28 protein-coding genes are annotated in these 21,231 nt (G+C 66.9%); 8 read left to right on the plus strand and 20 right to left on the minus strand.

Annotated features, from left to right (window positions below):
* Positions 1-4 precede the first annotated feature (4 nt).
* Positions 5-220, minus strand: a complete 216-nt coding sequence (locus AC1RPL_RS18150) for a type II toxin-antitoxin system antitoxin (protein WP_493071314.1) — start codon at positions 218-220, stop codon at positions 5-7.
* A 10-nt stretch (positions 221-230) separates the two neighbouring features.
* The gene (locus AC1RPL_RS18155) at positions 231-1,136 is read right to left on the minus strand and encodes an SPFH domain-containing protein (protein WP_493071316.1); all 906 of its coding nucleotides are present in this window, start codon (positions 1,134-1,136) and stop codon (positions 231-233) included.
* A gap of 130 nt (positions 1,137-1,266) precedes the next feature.
* Here AC1RPL_RS18155 and AC1RPL_RS18160 point away from each other — a divergent pair, with 130 nt between their 5' ends.
* A complete protein-coding gene (locus AC1RPL_RS18160) occupies positions 1,267-2,634 on the plus strand; it encodes a serine hydrolase domain-containing protein (protein ID WP_493071318.1) in 1,368 nt (455 codons plus the stop codon).
* A gap of 56 nt (positions 2,635-2,690) precedes the next feature.
* On the opposite strand, the gene pal is transcribed toward AC1RPL_RS18160, so the two are convergent.
* The 8 genes from pal to AC1RPL_RS18200 all read right to left on the minus strand — a co-directional run bounded on the left by pal (position 2,691) and on the right by AC1RPL_RS18200 (position 8,684).
* Positions 2,691-3,203 carry a peptidoglycan-associated lipoprotein Pal gene (gene pal / locus AC1RPL_RS18165; RefSeq protein ID WP_493071320.1) on the minus strand — a complete coding sequence of 171 codons (513 nt, stop codon included), beginning with the start codon at positions 3,201-3,203 and terminating at the stop codon, positions 2,691-2,693.
* Between the two features lie 70 nt (positions 3,204-3,273).
* Positions 3,274-4,635 carry a Tol-Pal system beta propeller repeat protein TolB gene (tolB, locus tag AC1RPL_RS18170; protein ID WP_493071322.1) on the minus strand — a complete coding sequence of 454 codons (1,362 nt, stop codon included), beginning with the start codon at positions 4,633-4,635 and terminating at the stop codon, positions 3,274-3,276.
* Between the two features lie 2 nt (positions 4,636-4,637).
* Positions 4,638-5,432, minus strand: a complete 795-nt coding sequence (locus AC1RPL_RS18175; protein WP_493071324.1) for a UCP034077 family protein — start codon at positions 5,430-5,432, stop codon at positions 4,638-4,640.
* The gene (gene tolR / locus AC1RPL_RS18180) at positions 5,432-5,875 is read right to left on the minus strand and encodes a protein TolR (protein ID WP_493071325.1); all 444 of its coding nucleotides are present in this window, start codon (positions 5,873-5,875) and stop codon (positions 5,432-5,434) included. The genes AC1RPL_RS18175 and tolR overlap by 1 nt, the downstream gene beginning before the upstream one ends.
* Positions 5,876-5,879: 4 nt before the next feature.
* On the minus strand, positions 5,880-6,569 hold the full coding sequence (gene tolQ, locus AC1RPL_RS18185) for a protein TolQ (RefSeq protein ID WP_493071327.1): 690 nt from the start codon (positions 6,567-6,569) through the stop codon (positions 5,880-5,882).
* 7 nt (positions 6,570-6,576) lie between these two features.
* Positions 6,577-7,023, minus strand: a complete 447-nt coding sequence (locus tag AC1RPL_RS18190; RefSeq protein ID WP_493071329.1) for a YbgC/FadM family acyl-CoA thioesterase — start codon at positions 7,021-7,023, stop codon at positions 6,577-6,579.
* A gap of 44 nt (positions 7,024-7,067) precedes the next feature.
* Positions 7,068-8,090, minus strand: a complete 1,023-nt coding sequence (gene ruvB, locus AC1RPL_RS18195; RefSeq protein ID WP_493071331.1) for a Holliday junction branch migration DNA helicase RuvB — start codon at positions 8,088-8,090, stop codon at positions 7,068-7,070.
* Between the two features lie 39 nt (positions 8,091-8,129).
* Positions 8,130-8,684, minus strand: coding sequence for a DUF4337 domain-containing protein (locus AC1RPL_RS18200; RefSeq protein WP_493071333.1), 555 nt, complete (start codon positions 8,682-8,684; stop codon positions 8,130-8,132).
* A gap of 45 nt (positions 8,685-8,729) precedes the next feature.
* Here AC1RPL_RS18200 and AC1RPL_RS18205 point away from each other — a divergent pair, with 45 nt between their 5' ends.
* Positions 8,730-9,623 (plus strand): 2-hydroxyacid dehydrogenase, encoded by an 894-nt coding sequence (locus AC1RPL_RS18205; protein ID WP_493071334.1) that lies wholly within the window; start codon positions 8,730-8,732, stop codon positions 9,621-9,623.
* A 10-nt stretch (positions 9,624-9,633) separates the two neighbouring features.
* Here AC1RPL_RS18205 and AC1RPL_RS18210 read toward each other — a convergent pair whose 3' ends face one another.
* Both AC1RPL_RS18210 and ruvA read right to left on the minus strand, forming a co-directional pair.
* Positions 9,634-10,029 carry a GFA family protein gene (locus AC1RPL_RS18210; RefSeq protein ID WP_493071336.1) on the minus strand — a complete coding sequence of 132 codons (396 nt, stop codon included), beginning with the start codon at positions 10,027-10,029 and terminating at the stop codon, positions 9,634-9,636.
* A complete protein-coding gene (ruvA, locus tag AC1RPL_RS18215) occupies positions 10,026-10,622 on the minus strand; it encodes a Holliday junction branch migration protein RuvA (RefSeq protein ID WP_493071337.1) in 597 nt (198 codons plus the stop codon). Before ruvA ends, AC1RPL_RS18210 begins: the two co-directional genes overlap by 4 nt.
* A gap of 225 nt (positions 10,623-10,847) precedes the next feature.
* Between ruvA and AC1RPL_RS18220 the strand changes: the two genes are divergently transcribed.
* Positions 10,848-11,291 carry a hypothetical protein gene (locus AC1RPL_RS18220; RefSeq protein ID WP_493071339.1) on the plus strand — a complete coding sequence of 148 codons (444 nt, stop codon included), beginning with the start codon at positions 10,848-10,850 and terminating at the stop codon, positions 11,289-11,291.
* A 137-nt stretch (positions 11,292-11,428) separates the two neighbouring features.
* Here the strand turns inward: AC1RPL_RS18220 and ruvC are convergent, their stop codons facing one another.
* The 3 genes from ruvC to AC1RPL_RS18235 all read right to left on the minus strand — a co-directional run bounded on the left by ruvC (position 11,429) and on the right by AC1RPL_RS18235 (position 13,082).
* Positions 11,429-11,917 (minus strand): crossover junction endodeoxyribonuclease RuvC, encoded by a 489-nt coding sequence (ruvC, locus tag AC1RPL_RS18225; RefSeq protein ID WP_493071341.1) that lies wholly within the window; start codon positions 11,915-11,917, stop codon positions 11,429-11,431.
* Positions 11,918-12,026: 109 nt separating this feature from the next.
* The gene (locus AC1RPL_RS18230; protein WP_493071343.1) at positions 12,027-12,770 is read right to left on the minus strand and encodes a YebC/PmpR family DNA-binding transcriptional regulator; all 744 of its coding nucleotides are present in this window, start codon (positions 12,768-12,770) and stop codon (positions 12,027-12,029) included.
* A gap of 75 nt (positions 12,771-12,845) precedes the next feature.
* A complete protein-coding gene (locus AC1RPL_RS18235) occupies positions 12,846-13,082 on the minus strand; it encodes a DUF2312 domain-containing protein (RefSeq protein ID WP_493071345.1) in 237 nt (78 codons plus the stop codon).
* A gap of 98 nt (positions 13,083-13,180) precedes the next feature.
* On the opposite strand from AC1RPL_RS18235, the gene AC1RPL_RS18240 reads away from it, so the two are divergent.
* Positions 13,181-13,990, plus strand: a complete 810-nt coding sequence (locus AC1RPL_RS18240) for an SGNH/GDSL hydrolase family protein (protein ID WP_493071347.1) — start codon at positions 13,181-13,183, stop codon at positions 13,988-13,990.
* On the opposite strand, the gene AC1RPL_RS18245 is transcribed toward AC1RPL_RS18240, so the two are convergent.
* A complete protein-coding gene (locus tag AC1RPL_RS18245) occupies positions 13,971-14,345 on the minus strand; it encodes a DUF1244 domain-containing protein (RefSeq protein ID WP_493071349.1) in 375 nt (124 codons plus the stop codon). The genes AC1RPL_RS18240 and AC1RPL_RS18245 overlap by 20 nt on opposite strands.
* Positions 14,346-14,421: 76 nt before the next feature.
* Between AC1RPL_RS18245 and pyk the strand changes: the two genes are divergently transcribed.
* Positions 14,422-15,900, plus strand: a complete 1,479-nt coding sequence (gene pyk / locus AC1RPL_RS18250; protein WP_493071351.1) for a pyruvate kinase — start codon at positions 14,422-14,424, stop codon at positions 15,898-15,900.
* 141 nt (positions 15,901-16,041) lie between these two features.
* Here the strand turns inward: pyk and AC1RPL_RS18255 are convergent, their stop codons facing one another.
* Positions 16,042-16,647, minus strand: a complete 606-nt coding sequence (locus AC1RPL_RS18255) for an HAD family hydrolase (RefSeq protein ID WP_493071793.1) — start codon at positions 16,645-16,647, stop codon at positions 16,042-16,044.
* Positions 16,648-16,651: 4 nt separating this feature from the next.
* Positions 16,652-16,777, minus strand: coding sequence for a type B 50S ribosomal protein L36 (gene ykgO / locus AC1RPL_RS18260; RefSeq protein ID WP_086130464.1), 126 nt, complete (start codon positions 16,775-16,777; stop codon positions 16,652-16,654).
* 174 nt (positions 16,778-16,951) lie between these two features.
* On the opposite strand from ykgO, the gene AC1RPL_RS18265 reads away from it, so the two are divergent.
* From AC1RPL_RS18265 to AC1RPL_RS18275, 3 genes are read left to right on the plus strand one after another with little or no spacing between them, the layout of a single operon-like run.
* Positions 16,952-17,551 (plus strand): DUF4136 domain-containing protein, encoded by a 600-nt coding sequence (locus AC1RPL_RS18265; protein WP_493071353.1) that lies wholly within the window; start codon positions 16,952-16,954, stop codon positions 17,549-17,551.
* On the plus strand, positions 17,548-18,666 hold the full coding sequence (locus AC1RPL_RS18270) for a M14 family metallopeptidase (protein WP_493071355.1): 1,119 nt from the start codon (positions 17,548-17,550) through the stop codon (positions 18,664-18,666). Before AC1RPL_RS18265 ends, AC1RPL_RS18270 begins: the two co-directional genes overlap by 4 nt.
* Positions 18,667-18,695: 29 nt before the next feature.
* Entirely contained in the window at positions 18,696-19,151 is a 456-nt protein-coding gene (locus AC1RPL_RS18275; protein ID WP_493071356.1) for a GNAT family N-acetyltransferase, read from the plus strand.
* 12 nt (positions 19,152-19,163) lie between these two features.
* Here AC1RPL_RS18275 and AC1RPL_RS18280 read toward each other — a convergent pair whose 3' ends face one another.
* Positions 19,164-20,015, minus strand: a complete 852-nt coding sequence (locus AC1RPL_RS18280; protein ID WP_493071358.1) for a hypothetical protein — start codon at positions 20,013-20,015, stop codon at positions 19,164-19,166.
* Between the two features lie 84 nt (positions 20,016-20,099).
* Positions 20,100-21,089 (minus strand): sigma factor-like helix-turn-helix DNA-binding protein, encoded by a 990-nt coding sequence (locus AC1RPL_RS18285; protein WP_493071360.1) that lies wholly within the window; start codon positions 21,087-21,089, stop codon positions 20,100-20,102.
* Positions 21,090-21,231: the final 142 nt, after the last annotated feature.

Consider the following 21,231-nt stretch of genomic DNA (forward strand, 5'->3'; position numbering starts at 1 on the left):
GCGACTATTCCTCGCCTTCCTTCGCCTTGGGTGGGCGGCCGCGCTTGGGCTTCACCGGATCCGCCAGCTTCACACCGCGCCGGCCCAGCGCCTCGCGCAGCAGGCATTCGACCTGCGCGTTGACGCTCCTCAGGTCGCTCGCCGCCGCCCGCTCGATCGCCGCGTAGAGCGCGGGATCGAGACGGAGCGGAAAGGCTTTCTTCTGCGGCGGCTGGGACACGGTTCAGGCCTTACTGATACAGCGAGCCTGCATTGACCACCGGCTGCGTGTCGCGTTCACCGCACAGCACGACCATCAGGTTCGAGACCATCGCGGCGCGGCGCTCGTCGTCGAGCTCGACGACATTCTTGGCCGAAAGCTGGGCGAGTGCCATCTCGACCATGCCGACTGCGCCCTCGACCAACGTCTGGCGCGCGGCGACCACGGCCTGGGCCTGCTGGCGGCGGAGCATCGCACCGGCGATCTCCTGCGCATAGGCCAGGTGGGTGAAGCCGCACTCGTCGACCGTTATGCCGGCGACGCGCAGGCGGGCGATCAGTTCGTCGCGCAGCTCGGCACCGACCTGGTCGTGATTGCCACGCAGCGTGACTTCCTGATGCTCGAAATCGTCATAGGGGTAGCGCGAGCCGATGGTGCGCACCGCCGCCTCGATCTGGACCATCACGAACGCCTTATAGTCATCGACGTCGAACAGCGCCTGGGCGCTGTCGGTCACGCGCCAGACCACCTGCGCCGCCATCTCGATCGGATTGCCGCGCAGATCGTTGACCTTGATCTTGTCGGAGATGATGTTGTTGGCGCGGACCGACACCTTCTTCTTGATCAGCCACGGCCATGCCCAGCGCAGGCCGCTGGTACGATCGGTACCCTGATAATCGCCGAACAGCGTGACCACGACCGCCTGGTTGGGCTGGAGCAGATAGAAGCCGCACAGCACGAACAGCTCGACCAGGATCGAGGCGATGAGCCAGGAAACCACGACCCAATCCGGCAGCCGGTCGATCTGGGTGATCGCACCCACGGTCGCAGCGAGCGCGACGACCAGCACCAGCAACAGGCTGTAGCCGCTCGCAGTGCTGGCGGATTTCTCGCTGCTCTGGCGCAACGCCGAAGCGGCGGCACGGACGTCGGTCATTCTTGCCTCCCTAAATTATGATATCGTATTTATATCGAGTCTCGGGCCGTCGCAAGCGAATTCGGTTGGCGGTTCATCCGCTGCTAATCCGCGCCGGCGAGAGTGCGGGCCCTTGATGGAGGGGGAATCGATGCGACCGCTTTTGCCGGCCCTGTGCGCCGTGCTGCTATTGCCCGCCACACCGGCCTTGGCCCAGCCCGCGGCCGCGACGATCGCTCGCGAGGCCGATGCCGCGCTGGCTATTGCGGTCGATCCCAAGGGATCAGGCGTCGTGGTGCTGATCGCGCGCGGCGATACGATCGTCTATCGCCGGGCACGCGGGCTGGCCGAGGTCGAGCTGGGCGCGCCGCTTTCGCCCGGTCAGGTCTTCCGCATCGCCTCGATCACCAAGACCTTCACCGCCGCGCTGCTCGTGCAGATGGCCGCGCGCCGCGAGGTGGCACTCGATGCGCCGGTTGTGCGCTATCTGCCGGAGGTGCCGATCGACCCCCGCGTCACGTTGCGCCAGCTGCTCAGCCATACCGCCGGGATCGGCGAGAAGGATCCAGCGCCCCAGCCGCCCTTCGGCAATGGCGAAGTGCCGCTGGCGGAGCAGGTCCGGCGGATCGCCGCGCGGCCCCTCACCTTTGAACCGGGTGCCGCCCAGCGCTATTCCAATTCGGGCTATATCCTGCTCGCCGCCGTGATCGAGAAGGTGACGGGCCAAGGCTGGGACGAAGCGATGCGGACGCGCCTGTTCGTGCCGCTCGGACTGGCGGACACCGCCTATGACCGGCCCGACGCGATCGTCGCAGGGCGGGTGGCCGGCTATACGACGGACAAGGGAGCGCTGCACAACGCAATGCCGTTCAACGTTTCCATTCCCAAGACCGCCGGATCGCTGCGTTCGACCCTGGCCGATCTGCTGCACTGGATGCGCGCACTGTCCCAGGGCCGGGTGGTAAGCGCCGCCGACTTTGCCGAGATGAGCCGCCCCGCGCAGGAGGGCGTTAGCGTGCAGGAGCGCTATGGCCTCGGCCTCTATCGCTGGCAGATACGCGGGCAGGATGCGATCGGGCATACCGGCCAGATCAACGGCTTCGCTTCCGCGCTGTTCTACGTGCCGGCAAAGGATGCGACGGTGGTGGTCCTCGCCAACAATGACGAATTCGACGCGCAATCGCTGGCGCGGCGAATGGCGGCGATCGTTATCGGCGAGCCCTATCCGCTGCCCCGTCCCGCCGCCGCCACGGCGGAGACGCTCACCGGGCTGGCCGGCACCTATGGCAGTGATCCCGCGACGATGCGCACGATGACAGTGCAGGACGGCAGCTTGGCGATCGCGCGACCGGGCCGCTCGTCGATCCCGGCAATGCTGGAGGCCGATGGCACGATTCGCTTCGTGCCCGACGAGCTCAGCTATTTCGCTGCGGTTCGTGACAGCGCGGGCAAGGTCGCCCGGCTCGACTATTTCGCCAGGGGCGAAGGGCCCGCATTGCCGCTGGCGCGCCAGCCCTAGGCAAGAAAAGGGCCGCCGGAATCTCCCCGGCGGCCCATTCTTTCAGGCGAAACGCCTCAGCTGATGACGATGGTCACCGCGCGGCGGTTCTGTGCCCAGCTGGAATCGTCCGAGCCGAGCGCGATCGGGCGCTCCTTGCCATAGCTGATCGTGGTGATCCGCGTCGGCGAGATGCCGCGCGACGCCAGATAGTTCTTGGTCGCATTGGCACGGCGGTCGCCGAGGCCGAGGTTGTACTCGCGGGTGCCGCGCTCGTCGCAATGCCCTTCGATCGTCACCCGGGTGTTCGGATGCGCCGCCAGCCACTGGGCCTGGCTGTCGAGGATCGCGCGCGCCTCGGGATCGATGTCGTACTGGTCAAAGGTGAAGTGGACCGTGTCGCTCGCGACTTCGCGGCGGAACTGCTCGTTGATCGGTGCCGCAACCGTATCGCTGTCGCCGTCGCCGGTAGTGACCGGACCCGTCTCCGACGGCGCGGGGGGAATCGTGTTGGCGTCGCGCTTCTTGGTGCAGCCCGCAGTGGCAATCAGCGCGATGCCGAGCACCAGGCCAGTCGTGATCTTGGACATGGTCTTTTCTCCTCCATTCTCATCGCATCGAACCCGCTCTCCCGGGCCCTATCACAAATGCGGAAACGTTTCAGGGGCGAATCGGTCCCCAGCTGGGATCCGATCCGTCGAGCGGCGTGGGAATGCGCCGCGCATTGGTGCCGGTGAGATCCACCGACCACAGGTCCGGCCGGCCCGAACCCTGGGCCGCACGGAAGAACATCAGCACGCGCCCGTTGGGCGACCAGCTCGGGGCTTCGTCGCCCCAACTGTTGGTGAGCAGCTTCTCGCCGCCACCGCTCGGGTTCATCACGCCGATGCGGAAGCCGCCGCCGGTGCGGGTGAAGGCGATCAGATCGCCGCGCGGGCTCCACACCGGCGTGGCATAGCGGCCGCCGCCGAAGCTGATCCGGTGCTGGTTCGAGCCGTCGGCGTTCATCACGTAGATCTGCTGGGTGCCGCTGCGGTCGCTCTCGAAGACGATCTTCGAGCCGTCTGGCGAATAGCTGCCGCCGGTATCGATGCCGGGCGAAGTGGTCAGCCGCTGCGGCTCGCCGCCGGCGGTCGCGACGCGGTAGACATCGGTGTTGCCCGCCTGCGACATCGAGAAGAGGATGTTGCGCCCGTCCGGCGAGAAGCGCGGCGCGAAGCTGAGGCTGACATTGGAGACGAGCAGCCGGTTCTCGCGGGTCGCCATGTCATAGACATAGATGGCCGGCTTGCGCTGGGTGTAGCTCATGTACACGATCGCGTTCTGCTTCGGCGACATGCGCGGGGTGAGCACGATCGACTGGCCGTTGGTCAGGAAGCGGTGGTTGGCGCCGTCCTGGTCCATGATCGCCAGCTGCTTGCGGCGCTTGTTCTTGGGGCCTGTCTCCGCGACGTAGACGACCTGGCTGTCGAAATAGGGGCCTTCGCCGCTGAGCTTCGAATAGACGGCGTCGGCGCATTTGTGCGCGGCGCGGCGCCAGTCGCCCGGCGAGACGACGAAGCCCTGGCGCACCAGCTCGCTCTGCAGCAGCACATCGTAGAGATAGCACCCGACCGTCAGCGAGCCGTTGCCATTGGCGCGGACATAGCCCTGGATGATCGCCTGGTTGCCGTTCCAGCTGCTATAGTTGGGAGCGGCGACTTCGCTGTAGGCAATGCTGCGGCTCGCGCTGGGTCCGCGCGTCTTGAACAGGCCGGTGTTGCGAAGATCGTCCTCGACCACTTGGGCGAGCTTGGCGCCGAGCTGGTCGGTCGGGCCCGCGGCAGTGTCGACCGATTGCGAGGTCGGCATTGCCGGGATCGAGATGACGAGATCCTTTGCCGCAGTGTTGGACACGTCCACGCTGAGCGGCTGATCCTGGTCCTGTGCCGGCTGCTGCGGGGCCGGCACGTCCTGCGCCTGCGCCGCGGTGGCGGCGACCGATGCCAGCAGGGCGGCGATGGTCAGATGGGCAAATTTCATCTTCACAGGTCCTCGTACAAAACCGGGGCAATGACTTTCCACGCGCTGTAATATTGCGGGGGAAGCTTGAAGGGAGCAGCGAGCTTCACGGCGCGGATGGCGCGGTCGCGGGCAAGGTCGGCCTGGGCGCGGTTGCTGTCGGTGACGCCGGTCTGCGACGTGACGCGCGGCTCGCCGGCGAGCGTGCCGTCCTCGTTGAGCCGCACCGTCACCGTAGTGCGCAGCCTGTCCGAATCGGCGCCGCTGGGCGGGGCCCAGTGCGGACGGATCTGGCGGATGATCGCGCCGCTGAGCGCAGCCTTGACCTCGGGCCCGGCCACCGCGGCAGGCGGCGTGACCGACTTGCTTGGGGTCGGCTTGTCGTTGATCCCGTTGAGCAAGCCATCGAGCCGGCCGGTCGGCGCTGTCGGGCGGTTCGACGGGCGCGCGGGTGCTTGGGCCGGCGCGGCCTTGGGCGGCGTCTTCGGCGCGGGCTTGGTCACGTCTGGTGCCGGGGCGGGCTTGGGCTGGGCCGGCTGCGGCTTGGCGATCGGCTGCGGATTGGGTGCGGGCTCGGGCGGCGCGCTGTCGGGCTCAACCGGCGCTTCAACCGGCGAGAGCTTGGCGGCGGGCTCCTCGCTGGTCGGCGTAGGCGAGGTGCTTTCCAGTGCGACGGAATCGACCAAGGCGACTTCGATCGGCTGCGCCTTCAGCTTGTCGGGATTGGGCGTGGCGAGGAAGCCGACCGACAACAGGCCGAACAGGGCGACATGCCCGATCAGCGCAACCGTCAGCCCTGCTCCTTCGCCCCTGTCCATCACGGCTTGCTGCTCGCGTCGGTGATCAGCGAGACGCGGTTGAGGCCGGCATGGTTGAGCTCGCCCATCACCTTCATGACCTTGCCATAGCCCAGGCCCTGATCGGCGCGCAGGAACACGGCGGCGGGCTTGCCGTCCGGCCCCGGCGCGCGGCCGGCGATTTCCTCGAGCTTGGTGGAGAGGGTGGCGTCCGACGTCAGCTCGTCGTCGACGAAGATCTGGCCCTTGTCGTCGATCGAGATCTGGACGGGCTTCTGGTCCTGGTCGACCGGCTTGGCGCGGCTCTCGGGCAGGTTCACCGGCACGCCGGCGGTGAGCAAAGGCGCGGTGACCATGAAGATGATCAGCAGCACCAGCATCACGTCGACCAGCGGCGTGACGTTGATCTCCGCCATCGGTGCGCGGCGGCCGCGACTCTTGTTCGAAGGGAGGTGCATCGCCATGCGCTTAGGCCTCCATCTCCAGGCGGCGGCTGAGCGTCGCGTGGAAGCCGTCGGCGAAGCGATTGAGCCGCTGCTCGACGCGGTTCACGCCGTGCGCATAGCGGTTGTACGCGATCACCGCGGGGATGGCGGCGAACAGGCCGATGGCAGTGGCGAACAATGCCTCGGCCATGCCCGGCGCGACCACGGCGAGCGAGGCGCTCTGCTCCTTGGCGATGCTGGTGAAGCTGCGCATGATGCCCCAGACCGTGCCGAACAGGCCGACGAACGGCGCGACCGCGCCGACGGTGGCGAGGAAGTTCAGGCGGTCGGCCAGGCGGTCGATCTCCTGGGCCACGGTGGCGCCCATTGCGGTGGCGAGGCGCTCGCGGGTACCTTCACGGTCGATGGCCTTGCCGCTGGTCGAGCGGCGCCATTCGGTGACCCCGGCGGCGAAGACCCGGGCGATTGGCTGGTCGCGGCCAGCGACGCGGCGATGGAACTCGTCGATATCGTCGGCCTCGCGATAGTCGCCCTCGAACTTGTCGATAGCCTTGCGCACGCTGCTGATCTTGAAGCCGAACGAGAAGATGATCGCCCAGGTCCAGAGCGAAGCGAGCAGCAGGCCGATCATCACGGCGCGCACCACCCAGTCGGCCTGCAGGAACAAGCCGATCGGCGACATGGTTGCGGCGTCGGTGCTGATGAATTCCATGATCGGTTCAGTTCCCCTTTGAGACCAGCGGCGCGAACCGCTCCATCCATTCCGCGGGCTGGCGGCGTGGACGGCCGGAGGGGGCGACGAACACCGCCTCCACTTCCGCTTCGGCCACTATGGTAAGCTCGCGCATGACTCGTTGATGAATATCCACCGCGGCGGGTCGCAGCCGGACCACCCGGCTGACCACCACCAGTTCGTCGCTCAGGCGCGCCGGCGCCCGGAAGCGGACATTCGCTTCCCGCAGCGCATAGGCGCCGATACCGGCCTCGTGCACGGCGCGCTGGTCGACACCGGCAAGCGCCAGCATATCCGAGCGGGCCCGCTCCATGAACCGCAGATAATTGGCGTGATAGACCACGCCGCTGAGGTCCGTGTCCTCGAAATAGACACGCAGGACGAAATGATGCTCGAGGCCTTCGAAGCGGCCAGGTGCAAACGGTGCATGCATAAGGCGGCCCTAACCCAGCGATTCCGCGGGGGGAACCCCCGCCCTCAGTCGAACAGCCCTTCCTGCGCGGTGGATGGAGGGGTGAGGCCGAGATGCTTCCACCCCGCCGCATTGAGGCAGCGCCCCCGCGCGGTGCGGGCGATCATGCCGATCTGGATGAGATAGGGCTCGATCACTTCCTCGATCGTGTCGCGCGGCTCGCTGAGCCCCGCCGCCAGCGTCTCCACCCCGACCGGGCCGCCCTTGTAGATATCGGCGATCATGGTGAGGTAGCGCCGGTCCATCGAATCGAGCCCGAGCGCGTCCACCTCAAGCCGGGTGAGCGACTGGTCCGCGACGCGGGCATGCACCGTCTCCTCGCCCAGCACATTGGCGAAATCGCGGACCCGGCGGAGCAGCCGGCCGGCGATGCGGGGCGTGCCGCGCGAGCGCTTGGCGATCTCGTGCGCACCGTCCGGAGCGACATGGAGGTCGAGCAGGCAGGCGGCACGGGTGACCACCTTCTCCAGCTCGTCAACCGCGTAGAAATTGAGGCGAACCGGGATGCCGAAGCGGTCCCGCAGCGGCTGGGTGAGCAGCCCCTGGCGCGTGGTGGCGCCGACCAGGGTGAAGCGCGGCAAGTCGATCCGCACGCTGCGTGCCGACGGCCCTTCACCAATCATAAGATCCAGCGCGCGGTCCTCCATCGCCGGGTAGAGGACTTCCTCGACCGCGGGATTCAAGCGGTGGATCTCGTCGATGAACAGAACGTCGCCGTCCTCGAGATTGGTGAGCAGCGCCGCGAGGTCGCCCGACTTGGCGATCACCGGGCCCGAGGTGGAGCGGAAGCCGACGCCCATCTCGCGGGCGATGATCTGGGCGAGCGTGGTCTTGCCCAGGCCCGGCGGACCGAAGAACAGGACATGGTCCAGCGCCTCGCCGCGCGATTTCGCCGCATCGATGAACACGCGGAGGTTCTCGCGCGCCGCCTTCTGGCCGACGAATTCCTCGAGGCTCTTGGGGCGCAGCGCGGCGTCGACATCGTCGGCGCGGCGGGCGGGGGTGAGGATGCGGTCGGAATCAGACATAGCGCATCGCCATAGCGGAGTCGGACAGAGGGAACATGCTCACCCCAGCAACCCGCTCAGCAGCGCCGGATGGAAGCCCCAGCCCAAAAACCCGCACAGCCCCATGAACACGCCGAAGCCGCCAAATGCCCAGGCGGCCCAGAGCAGCCAGCCGCTCTCCGCCAGCGCGGCGACGGCGGCGATCGAGATGGCGGTGGAGACGGCGGCGTCGCTGGCGTCGAACTGGTCGTCATGGACGTTGAGCGCGTCATATTGGTCGCCCTGCGCCTTGGCATCGGCGGCGAGGCGGGGGGCTTCCTGCTTGTACTTGGCGATATCGGCGTCGAGCCCGGCGAGCACCGGGGCGGCGCGCTTCGGATCGGCGAGCGCGGCGATCTGGAGGCGGCTGGCTTCCGCCCCGTGCTGCTTGGTCTTGGTCGCCTGATATTCGTTCCACTTGTCGACCGAGGCCGACTGGGCCGCCTGCATCCCCTGGACGATATTGCCGTCCTTGATCCCACACAACCCCATGAACACCGAAAGCACGACTACGGTGACCGCGACGTTGCGGTTGAGCGATTTGTCCTTGGCCTCGGCGCTGACTTCGATTTCCATCGCCCTGCCCTATCCTGCCCGCAGCGAGGGAGCTAGGGCGGCGGCATGTCGCGCCCTGACCTGCTGATCGCAACTGCCATTCCCGCTCCGCTGCGCACGGCGCTGGCCGAGCGGTTCACGCTCCACGAAGCTCCCACCCCGAGCATCCGCGCTATCGTCGGCGGGGGCATGGCCAAGGTGGATGCGGCGCTGCTGGAGACGCTGCACGCGCTGGAGATCGTGGCGATCCACGGCGTCGGCCATGACCGGCTCGACCTGGAGACGCTGAAGGCCCGCGGGGTGCGCGTCACCACTACGCCGGGCGTGCTGACCGAGGATGTCGCCGACCAGGCGATCGCGCTGATGCTCGCGGTGCAGCGGCGGGTGGTTTCCAACGACGCGCTGGTGCGCGACGGCGGCTGGGCCGCGCCATTGGGCCGGCGGGCAAGCGGGCGCCGGATCGGCATTTTCGGGCTCGGCCAGATCGGCCATGCCATCGCGCTGCGCGCCGCACCCTTTGCCAGCGAGATTCTTTACACTGCCCGCTCGGAAAAGCCGGTGCCCTGGACCTTCGCGCCCGAGATCGCCGCGCTGGCCGAAGCGAGCGACGTGCTGATCCTCGCCGCGCCCGGCGGGCCGGAGACGCTGAGCATCGTCGATGCGGCGGTGCTCGACCGACTGGGGCCGGGCGGCGTGCTGGTCAACATCGCCAGGGGCAGCCTGGTCGACCAGGACGCGCTGGTCGCCGCGCTGGCCGAGGGCCGCATCGCCGGTGCCGGGCTCGATGTGTTCACGCAGGAGCCGCAGGTGCCCGAGGCGTTGCGCGCGCTCGGGAATGTCGTGCTCGCCCCGCACCAGGGCAGCGCCACCGAGGAAGGGCGCGCCGAGATGCGCAACCTGGTGCTCGCCAATCTCGACGCGCATTTCGCCGGGCAACCGCTGGTGACGCCGCTGCTCTAGCCGCGCCGCGTCAGTCATGCTCGATATCGCCCTTGATCTCGAGCCAGGCGCATTGGCGGTTCTCGAACACCGAGATGGTGGGCGGGGGGAAGCCGGGATCGGCGAAGCCGCCGACCGGGATGGCGATGAATTCGGGCATGCCGCCACCCTGGTACCAGACCGTCGCGCCGCAGATCGGGCAGAAATGGAAAGGCGTCGGTGCACCGCCGCTTGCCGAAGGTGCGACCCATGCGGTCGAGCGGCCTTCGATCCTGACCTGGTCGGCGGGGAAGCGCGCCTGGACGGCAAAGGCCGAGCCGCTGCGCTGCTTGCAGTTCAGGCAATGGCAGACCGAGATGCGGACGGGCTCGCCGGTGCATTCGGCACGAAGCTGGCCGCAGCGGCAGGTGGCGGTGCGCGTCGTCATTTCGCTGCCTTTCTGAGCGCCAGGCGCACCAGCGCGTCGAGCGTCGCGTCGCCGCCCAGTTCGTCGGCAGCGGCATTGACCGCGGTGCCCGCCTCGGCGGGCTTGAATCCCAGGTTGAGCATCGCCGAGACGGCATCCTGCGCCGCGCTGCCCGCCGGGGCCACGCCTACGGCCCCGCCACCCAGCGCCACGCCGCCGGCCTTGTCCTTGAGTTCGTTGACGATACGCTGGGCGAGCTTGGGCCCCACGCCATTGGCCCGGGCGATCATCGCCGAATCGGCGCGCGCCACCGCAGTCTGCGCTTCCTCAGGGGACAGGATCGACAGGATCGCCAGCGCCACCTTGGCGCCGACGCCCTGGACGCTGGTGAGCAGCTTGAACCAGTCACGCTCCGCCGCCGTGGCGAAGCCCATCAGCCGGATCGAATCCTCGCTGACCAGCATCTCGGTGTGGAGCGTGACGAACTCGCCGGTCGCGCCGAGCGCCGTGATCGTCTTCGCCGAAGCCCCGGCAAGATAGCCGACGCCGTTCACGTCGATCACGACATGGTCGAATCCCGTCGCTTCCAGCCGGCCCTTGAGATGGGCGATCATGCTGCCTGCCCCCGATATTCAACCATGCGGTTGAACGAAAATGTTGAATCCCTTGATACTCCCCACGTGCGCGGGAGACGCAGGATCGGCGGGCGAGGCGGGTGCAGAGTCACATCTGGTACATAAGCGGAACAAGCAGTTGTAGGAAAGCGAAAACGCCGTGCCCCCTCTGGCGCTGGGATGCGCGGCTCCCCAATTCGGGCGCAGGGAATTTGGGGGAAAGACATGATCGTCGCGCTGCTCGGACTCTGGCTCACGCTTTTGCTCGCGGGCGGCACGCCCGTCGGGCGCCTGATGCGTCGCGTGCTGGTCGACTGGCCGGCGGCGCGGCTCGCGCGGATCGAGCGCGGCGCGGTGATCACCTGGATGCTGCTCGGCGTACTCGGGCTGCTCTGCTTCTGGTTCCTCGAGGAGGAGGGATTGAGGCTGTTCTCCATGGCCTTGCCCGAGATCGCCGGCTGGATATCGATGTTCGAGATCAGCGCGCTGGTCGATGCGATCGTGTTCACTGCGATGGCGGCATCGACGGTGAAGCTGAGCGCGGTGCGGGCATGGGTGGCGACGCGGCTGCCGATCGGGCGCCGGGCGGCCCGGGCGCGGCGCGGCCGGCCGGTGGAGCGCAGCGCCTCCAATGACGATGAGGACGGAACGTTCGCGCTGGCGGCTTAGGCAGAATTCAAACAGGCATCTGAATTCCTTTCGTCATCCCGGCCTTGAGCCGGGATCTCGCTTCTTCTTGCCGCGGAAAGACAGCGGGACCCCGGCTCAAGGCCGGGGTGACGGCGGAGGAAGATTGGGTCTCGCGCCTAACGCAGCCCGAAACGCGCGCTCGCCAGATGGTGGGCGTGGCAGATCGCCACGGCGAGCGCGTCGGCGGCATCGGGTCCGTCGATCTTCACGCCCGGCAGCAGCCGCGACACCATCGCATGGACCTGGTCCTTGTCGGCATTGCCGACACCGACCACCGATTTCTTGATCGTGCTCGGCTTGTACTCGCCGACATCGATGCCAGTCCGCGCCGCGGCGCACAGCACCACCCCGCGCGCCTGGCCGAGCTTGAGCGTCGATTGGGCGTTGGAATTGACGAACACTTCCTCGACCGCCGCAGCTTCAGGGCCGTGATCGGCGATCAGCGCGGCGAGCATCGCGTCGAGATGCGCCAGCCGGCGGGGGAGCAGCGCCTTTGTGTCGGTCTTGAGCTTGCCGTTGGCGAGGTGGGAGAGGCGGTTGCCCTCCGCGCGGATCAGGCCCCAGCCGGTGGTGCCGAGGCCGGGGTCGAGGCCGAGGATGATCAAATCTCCCCTCCCGCTTGCGGGAGGGGTCGGGGGCGGGCTTGTCGATCCATGCGGCCGGGAAGGGTCGGCCCCTCCCCTAACCCCTCCCGCAAGCGGGAGGGGAACGCGATCAACCCAGCTTCTCCATGACTTCGTCCGACACTTCGTAATTGCCCCATACCGTCTGGACGTCGTCGTCATCGTCGAGGGCGTCGATCAGCTTGAACAGCTTGGCGGCGTCTTCCTCGCCGACATCGACCATGGTCTGCGGGCGCCAGGCGAGCTTGGCGCCTTCGGCTTCGCCGAGCACGGGCTCGAGCGCCTTGGCGACTTCGTGGAGATCGCCCTGGGCGGTCCAGATCTCATGGCCCTCCTCGGTGCTGGTGACGTCCTCGGCGCCAGCCTCGAGCGCGGCTTCGAATATCTGTTCGGCGTCGCCGGCCTTGGCGGGGTAGTTGATCAGGCCCATCCGGTCGAAACCGTGGCTGACCGAGCCGCTCGCGCCGAGATTGCCGCCATTCTTGCTGACCGCGGTGCGCACATTGGTGGCGGTGCGATTGCGGTTGTCGGTCAGCGCCTCGATGATCAGCGAGACGCCGGCCGGGCCGAAGCCCTCGTAGCGGATCTCTTCGTAATTCTCGGTGTCGCCCTTGCTCGCCTTGTCGACGGCGCGCTGGATATTGTCCTTGGGCATCGACTGCGCCTTGGCCGCGTTGATCGCGGCGCGCAGGCGCGGGTTCATGTCGGGATCGGGCAAGCCCATCTTGGCCGCGACGGTGATTTCGCGGCTGAGCTTGGAAAACATGCCCGAGCGCTTCTTATCCTGCGCGCCCTTGCGGTGCATGATGTTCTTGAATTTGGAATGGCCTGCCATTGCGCTCTCACATGAAACTGATCGCGCGGCTTTAGGCCAGGCATTGGCGGGGGCGCAATGCCCCCGCGGCATCGATCAGATGCCGAGCGCCTGCTTGTAGGTCTCGAGCAGCATCTCCGCCTCGTCGCGGTGGTGCTTCTCCATCTTGCGCAGGCGGACGATGTTGCGCATCGTCTTCACGTCGAAGCCGGTCGACTTGGCCTCGCCATAGACATCCTTGATGTCGTCGGCGATGCCCTTCTTCTCTTCCTCGAGCCGCTCGATGCGCTCGATGAGGAGGCGCAGCTGTTCGGCGGAAATCGAGTCGGACATTGAAGGCTCCTGATGTTGAAGCGGGGCGATTAGAGAAGCTGGCGAGCAGGCTCAAGACTCAATTGCGGCGAATCGCATCGGACGGTATCCGGACCGGCATGTTCCGACATATTTCCACGCTTCTCGCCGTTGCCCTCACCCTGCTCCCCGCCACCGCTCCGGCCCAGACCCGGCCCGCAGGGCCGTCGCCGGCCAAGCCTGCGGCCCCGGTGCAGCTGCCGCCCGCCATGCGGGTGCCGCCGCGCCCGGCACCGGTGGAGAAGCAGCCCTTCGCCGCCGAGATCGCGGCGTTCGAGGCGCGCGACGCCGTGGCGAAGCCGGCCAGGGGCGGCGTGCTGTTCCTCGGCAGCTCGAGCATCCGGATGTGGACCGATCTGGCGCACGACTTTCCGGGGCTCAACGTGATCAACCGCGGCTTTGGCGGCTCCACGATCCCCGACAGCGTGCGCTATGTCGACCGGATCGTGACGCCCTATGCGCCGAAGACGATCGTCTTCTATGCCGGCGACAACGACCTGGGCGCCGGCCGCACGCCCGAAGAGCTGCTCGGCGATTTCCAGGCGCTGGTGAACCGCGTGCATGCGAAGCTGCCGGCGACGCGCATCCTGTTCGTCTCGATCAAGCCGAGCCTGTCGCGCTGGCAGCTGATCGACGGGATCCGCGCGAGCAATGCATTGGTGCGGGACTATGTCGCGGGCGATCCGCGGCTCGGCTATGTCGATATCGTGCCCGCGATGCTGGGCCGCGACGGCAAGCCGCGGCCGGAGCTGTACCGCGAGGACGGGCTGCACATGACGCGTGCGGGCTATGACATCTGGCGCAGCGCGGTGGCCAAGGCGCTGAAGGCGAAGCCGCTGCCGGCAAAGGCCAGGCCCCTGCCCGCGCCGCTCAGCCCCCCGGCTGGGTGATCGACGGCGGATCGCTGGCCGGGAAGCTGTCGTCGAGCTCGTCGTCAAGCTCGGTATCGGCCGACCGGTTCTTCTTCAGGCTCTCCTCCATCCGCGCGATCTGATCGGGAGTCGCGTCGCCCTGGTGCTGCGCCTTCCATTCGGAGAAGGGCATGTCGTAGATGATGCGGCGCGCCTCCTCGCGGTCGATCGCGGGATCGGCTTCGTCGATCCAGTCGGCCAGGCAGTTGCGGCAGAAGCCCGCCAGGCCCATCAGGTCGATGTTCTGCGCGTCGGTGCGGTGGCGGAGATGACGCACCAGCGCACGGAACGCCTTGGCGGCTGTAGCGTCATCCAGTTTGTCGAGATCGTCCATTAATCACACCTCCGAGGTTGATCCTCTGGGATATGAGGCTAGAGGCACCGAGGCACAAGCCGAGGATATGACAACGATGACAAAGGCAATCAGCCCCCGCAGCCGCAAGGTGCGCATCCTCGCCACGCTCGGCCCCGCGAGCGCGACACCCGAAATGATCGCCAAGCTTTTCGAGGCCGGCGCCGACGCGTTCCGCATCAACATGAGCCATGGCGACCAGGCATCGAAGGTGCCGCTGTTCGCGGCGATCCGCGGCATGGAGAAGAAATACGGCCGGCCGACCACGATCCTGGCCGACCTGCAGGGCCCTAAGCTGCGCGTCGGCAAGTTCGCCGACGGCAAGGTGCAGCTGGTCACCGGCCACGAGTTCATCCTCGACCGCGACAAGACGCCGGGCGACGCGACTCGCGTCGAGCTGCCGCACCGCGAGATCTTCGAGGCGGCGCACGAAGGCGCGCGCCTGCTGCTCGACGACGGCAAGCTGGTGCTGCGCGTGGTCTCGACCGCGCCCGACCGCATGACCACGATCATCGAGGTCGGCGGCGCGCTTTCGAACAACAAGGGCCTGAACGTGCCCGACATGGTGCTGCCGCTTGCGGCACTCACCGAGAAGGACCGCAGCGACCTGGCCTTTGCCGTCGAGCAGGGCGCCGACTGGATCGCGCTCAGCTTCGTGCAGCGCCCCGAGGACCTGATGGAAGCGCGCCGGCTGATCGGCGGCAAGGCTGCCCTGCTCGCCAAGATCGAGAAGCCGAGCGCCATCGCCCGCCTCGACGAGATCGTCGAGCAGTGCGACGGCGTGATGGTGGCGCGCGGCGACCTGGGCGTCGAACTGCCGCCGCAGACCGTGCCGCCGCTGCAGAAGCGCATCGTCGAGACGGCAAGGCGGATGGGCCGCCCGGTGATCGTGGCGACGCAGATGCTCGAATCGATGATCGATTCGCCCTCGCCGACCCGCGCCGAAGTCTCCGACGTCGCGACCGCGGTCTATGACGGCGCCGATGCGATCATGCTCTCGGCCGAGAGCGCCGCGGGCAAGTGGCCGGTCGAATCGGTGGCGATGATGAACTCGATCGCCGATGCGGTGGAGCGCGACCCCGCGCATGGCGACCGCGTCCACTTCACCGTGACGCGCCCCGATCCCACGACCGCGGACGCGCTGGCCGAGGCGGCGAAGAACATCGCCAGGACGGTCTCGGCCTCGGGCATCACCTGCTTCACCACCTCGGGCTCCACTGCGCGGCGAATCGCCCGCGAGCGCCCGCCGGTGCCGATCCTGGTGCTGACCCCGCATATCGAGACCGCGCGCCGGCTCGGCCTATTGTGGGGCGTGCACGCCGTGCACACCCGCGACGTCGATTCGTTCGAGGAGATGGTCGCCAAGGCCAAGCGGATGGCGCTGCGCCACCATATCGCCGCGGCGGGTGACCGCGTGGTGCTGTGCGCCGGCGTGCCGTTCAAGACGCCGGGCTCGACCAATGTGCTGCACGTGGTGACTTTGGTCGGCGACGAGCTGAAGAACCATCCGGGCCGCGACGAGCCGGACGCGATTTGACGCTGCCGGTTCCCCTCCCTGACAAGGAAGGGGCTAGGGGTGGGTTTGGAAAGGTCGGGCTCGATGCCCGGCCTTTTCTCCATGCGGAGAGGTCGCAAGCTCGCTGGCGCGCGCCCTAGCCTTCCCCTTGCAGGGAGGGTGTTAGAGGAGCCCCAGTCCTTCCAGCTCGCCGCGCAGCTTGTCCGCGCCGGTAAAGAGCAGTCCGTGGATGCCGGCGTCGTTCGCCGCGGCGACATTCTTCGCGCTATCGTCGATGAACACCGAATCGGGGCCGTGCAGGCCGAATCGGCGCAGTGCCAGCGCGTAGATGGCGGGATCGGGCTTGATCAGCTTCTCGTCGCCCGAGACGACGATATCGCGGAAGCGACCGAAAATATCGGGGTGGAGCGGCGCGAAGGCGCGGAAGAATTCGCCCGAGAAATTGGTGATCGCGAACAGCGGGACCTCGCGCGAATCAAGGTCGCGCAGGATTTCCGCCATGCCGGGAAGCACAGGCCCGAGCGTTTCGTTGAAACGCGGGCCCCAGGCGGCGATCAGGTCGGCATGCTCGGGATGCGCGGCGGCCAGCTCTGCCGAGGCTTCGGCAAAGGGGCGCCCACAATCGAGTTCGGTGTGCCACGCCATGGTGAGCACATCCGCCAGAAACGCGTCGAGCGCCCGATCGTCATCGATCAGGCGCTCGTACAAAGACCGCGGATTCCAGGGAAACAGCACATTGCCGACATCGAAGATGACGGCGTGCGGAATCACCTTAGCCCTGGCGAGCCTTGAAACGCTTCTGGGTCTTGTTGATGACGTAGATGCGCCCACGACGACGGATCACGCGGTTGTCGCGGTGCCGATCCTTGAGCGACTTCAATGAATTCACGATCTTCATGACCGATTCGCTTCTCAAATTTGGAATGCCTGAAAGAGGGGGCTCGCCTAGAGATCGATCCCGCCCAAGTCAACCCAGAGTCTGCCCAGGGCCCGACTCGCGGAACCGACTCGACGCACTCCCCGTTGGAGGGCAAACGGAGACGTTCCGTTCGCGAAACAGGAGTTCGTCCGCGTGAAGAAGCCGCTCAGCATCGCCCTGCTCATCGCCCTGGGGGCCTGCGCGCCGACCTATCGGCCCCAGCCCATCGATGTAACCCGCTATCATCTGGGCACTCCGACGGAGCGCACCACGGTGGCGATCGAGCCGATGGCCAACACCGATTCGTTCGGGCCGGAATACCAGACCTATTCCGATGCGGTGCGCGGCGAACTGGAGCGGCTCGGCTATGTCCAGTCGGTGAGCAGCACGCCGTCGGGCTATATCGCCGCGGTTGCCTTTCGCCGCGTCTCCAAGGGCGCCTTCAAGGAGCCGCCGCCCGTGACCATCGGCCTGGGCGGGGGCAGCTATAGCGGCGGCCGCCGCGGCGGCGTGGGTGTTGGCGGCGATGTCGGCTTCGGCATCGGCGGCAAGACCCGCGAGCTCTATTCGACCGAACTCTGGGTGCAGCTGCGCCGGCGCAGCGACAACACCACCGTGTGGGAAGGCCGCGCGATCACCGACAATGTCAGCGGCACCGACCCCGCCCAGCCGGCCGTTTCGGCCGCGCGGATGGCCAAGGCGTTGTTCAAGGACTTCCCCGGCGAGTCCGGCATCACTATCACGGTGAAATGAGCATCCAGATCAATTCCGGCTTCGACTCCGGCAACATCCGCGTAATCGGCATCGAGGGCGACCGCGTCGACCTTGAGATCGTCACCGATCACCTGTCCGACTTCTACCAGTGGTTCCACTTCCGCGTGGCCGGGGCGAAGGGGCGCACGCTGACCTTCCGCATCGTCAACGCAGGCGGCGCGGCCTATGCGTTCGGCTGGCCGGGCTACAAGGCACGCTGGTCGACCGACCGCGAGGCGTGGCGGACCGCCGATTCGTCCTATGCGGACGGCGTGCTGAGCTTCACCAAGGCCTTCGACACCGACTTCGCCTGGTTCGCCTATTTCGCGCCCTATTCGATGGAGCGGCACCACGACCTGATCAGCCGCATGGCGTTGATGCCCGGCGTGTCGCACCGCGAGCTGGGCAAGACGCTGGACGGCCAGCCGATGGACCTGCTGACGCTCGGCACCGGCCCCAAGACCGTGTGGCTCTACGCCCGCCAGCATCCGGGCGAGACCATGGCCGAATGGTGGATGGAAGGCGCGATCGAGTATCTGACCGATCCGACCAACCAGGCCGCGCTCGCCCTGCGCGAGAAGGCGGTGTTCCACATCGTGCCGAACATGAACCCGGACGGCTCGCGCCGCGGCCACCTGCGCACCAATGCGGCGGGCATCAACCTGAACCGCGAATGGCATGCGCCGACGATGGAGAAGAGCCCCGAAGTGTTCCTCGTCAAGGCGGCGATGGACGAGACAGGCTGCGACTTCGCGATGGACATCCACGGCGACGAGGCGATCCCGGCCAACTTCCTGGCGGGCTATGAGGGCATTGCTTCCTGGACCGACGAACATGGCGAGAAATTCTACGAATATGCCCGCCGCCTCGCCACGGCGACGCCCGACTTCCAGCTCGACCTGGGCTATGAGAAGTCGGCGCCGGGACAGGCGAACCTGTCGATGTCGACCAACCAGCTCGCCGAGCGCTTCGGCGCGGTATCGATGACGCTGGAAATGCCGTTCAAGGACCATGAGGCCAATGCGGACGCCGAGTTCGCTTGGTCGCCGGCGCGCTGCAAGACGCTCGCCCATTCGTGCCTTGAGACTTTGGCAGGATTTATCGACGAGATCTGAGGCGGGAAAAAACAAAAGGGGGTCGCAACATGGAAATCCGCGAGGGCGGGCTCGACGATGGTCGGGTCCGGTCGCTGCTCGAGGCGCATTTTGCCGGGATGCTGGCCAATTCGCCCAAGGACAGCACCCATTTCCTCGACCTCTCCGGCCTCGCCGCGCCCGACGTGACCTTCTGGTCCGTGTGGGACGGTGAGGACCTGCTTGGCTGCGGCGCGCTGCGCGAACTCGATTCGGGGCATGGCGAGATCAAGTCGATGCGCACGGCGTCGGAGCATCTGCGCCGCGGCACCGGGGCCAAGCTGGTCGGGCACATCCTGAGCGCCGCCCGCTCGCGCGGGTACAAGCGGGTGAGCCTGGAGACCGGATCGGGCGATGCCTTCGATGCCGCGCATGCGCTCTACCGCCAGTTCGGCTTCACCGAGACAGGGCCATTCGGCGACTATCGCGAGGACCCGTTCAGCCGGTTCCTGTCGCGGGTGGTATAACGCCGCTCCGCGCTATTTTTTCGACTTCGCGACCGGTTCGACGACGGTCGCCTTTGGGGCGGCAGCCGCGGCGGCGGCCGCCGCCGCCGCAACGGGGGGACCTGCGGCAGCTCCCGCAGCTTTAGGCCTGGCACCGCCTATTATGCGCTGCTGCGGCACCAGGAATGCCGCCGGCGCCAGCAGCTGCGACCGATCCTGCGAGAGCGCATAGCCAAAGGATGCCAGGAAACTGATCTCGGATTGGAGGTTCTTAACCTCCCGGATCAGGAATCTATTGTCCGTGCACATCGCCAATCCGTCGAAACTGGCAGCCAGAATGTTGAATGTAGCTCTTTTTTCTCGAAGGCTCTTCAGCCAATTCATATTGGAATGAGAGCCACCCCTTAGATCATAATATTCCTGCCACACGGCCAGGCAATGAATATTATTCGATTCCAGTTCTGAAGCTATTCTGTCGTCATGGCCGATATACACGGCAGCCTTCATGCATGCGATCAATCTATCGTCATCCAATTGCGCCGCGACCAAGTCGGATTGGTAAGTTCTTTGCGCGGTGTTATTTCTCTTGCGCGTCGGAATCTTGCTTGCGTTTGCATTTGCGCTTGTGGCTGCTGCAGCCGCGGCGGCGGCGCGCTGCACCACCTTTCCCGGCGGCAAGATGGGAGGATGGCCGGGGCCGAAGCCCATCGGCAGGACTAGGGAGCCGGGCTCCCGGGCCGGGCCCGCCATGCGCGGCTGGACCGGGACCGGGCCAAATCTGGTGGGAGGGATCGCCACGCCCGGGCCGCCCAGCGGTGCGGCCATCTTCGCCTGCACCGGCCGCATCGGGTCGTATTTCGTCGGTGGGATCGGAATTCGTTTCACCGGCACCTCCCAGGCGGCCGGCGAAAGATATCATATTCTCGAATGTGAAGGTATCGCTCGAGATAGCGACACCCGCGCCGCCGATCAGTGCATCGACATCTGCGGAACCGGCAGGGCCGGAGTGACATAGGACATGCGCTCCGACTCGATCGCTTCGATGTGCGAGAGGCGGTTGTGGAGCGCGTTGGGATCGGGGAGCAGCGACACCTTCGGAGCTGCCGAACGGCGGGGACGGGCCGGCGGCATCGCGCGGCGGGCATCTTCGGCCATCACTTCGAAGGCCGGCTTCTCGGCGGCGATCTCGGTCAGCAGCTTGGTCGCCTGCTTGGTGATCTGGCGGATGCGCTCCTTGGTGACGCCGGTGTCGTTCGAGATCTCGTCCAGCGTGGCGGTCTCGAAGATGCGGCGCTCGACGATCTCGCGGTCACGCTGCAGCTTGGCTTCGAGCTTCTCCAGCTCGACGGGATCGATCGACTTGAAGCGCGGGCCTTCGGCGCGGGGTGCGGCCTTGACGCGGGGGCGGCGACGAAGCGCCTCGACACCGACCTTGCGGAGCTGGTCGACATAGGCGTCGATGAGCTGCGAGACGGCGCCCTCGGCGAGGTAATCGGAAGCGGCGGCTTCGGTGCGGGCCACGGCATATTCGTCCGCGATCATCGCCTCGGGGCTGATCTCGTCGCCGTCCGGCGAGGTGGAGAGGGCGGACAGCGAAACGGTGGTGGCCTCGACCTTCTTCGCCGACGAGCGCTGATCGGTCATCAGGCGGAAGCGCAGGCTCTGCAGCTCGCCGCGGATCTGCCAGTTCACGAAGGTGGTGAACTGCGCCTTGGTGGGGTCATAGCTCTCGATCGCGCGGTGCACGGCGATGGCGCAGCACTGCTCGGCGTCTTCCCAATGGGCGACAAGGCCGTACTGGCGGACGAAGTGGCGGATGCGCGGGGCGATCAGCTTGAGGATCTGGGCGAAGGCACGATCGACATAGACGCGCTGACGGTTGGTCTGCGGCACGTCCTTGGGCGTGTTCTCGATAACGGTGGCAACGGCGGCTTCGAGTGCGATCGTGATCTTCGACATGGTCTGCAATCCCCTGCTTCTGCAGCGCTGTGCTGCTGTCGTGAGGGGTTTATGAACCGGGACGAGGACCACGAATATTCGGCGCAGACCCTTATGGTAGTCGCACCTTACGGATGAATCCGGGGCTGGTGGATAGACGATC

The sequence above is a fragment of the Sphingomonas sp. GW821-FHT12D09 genome (assembly GCF_058807215.1).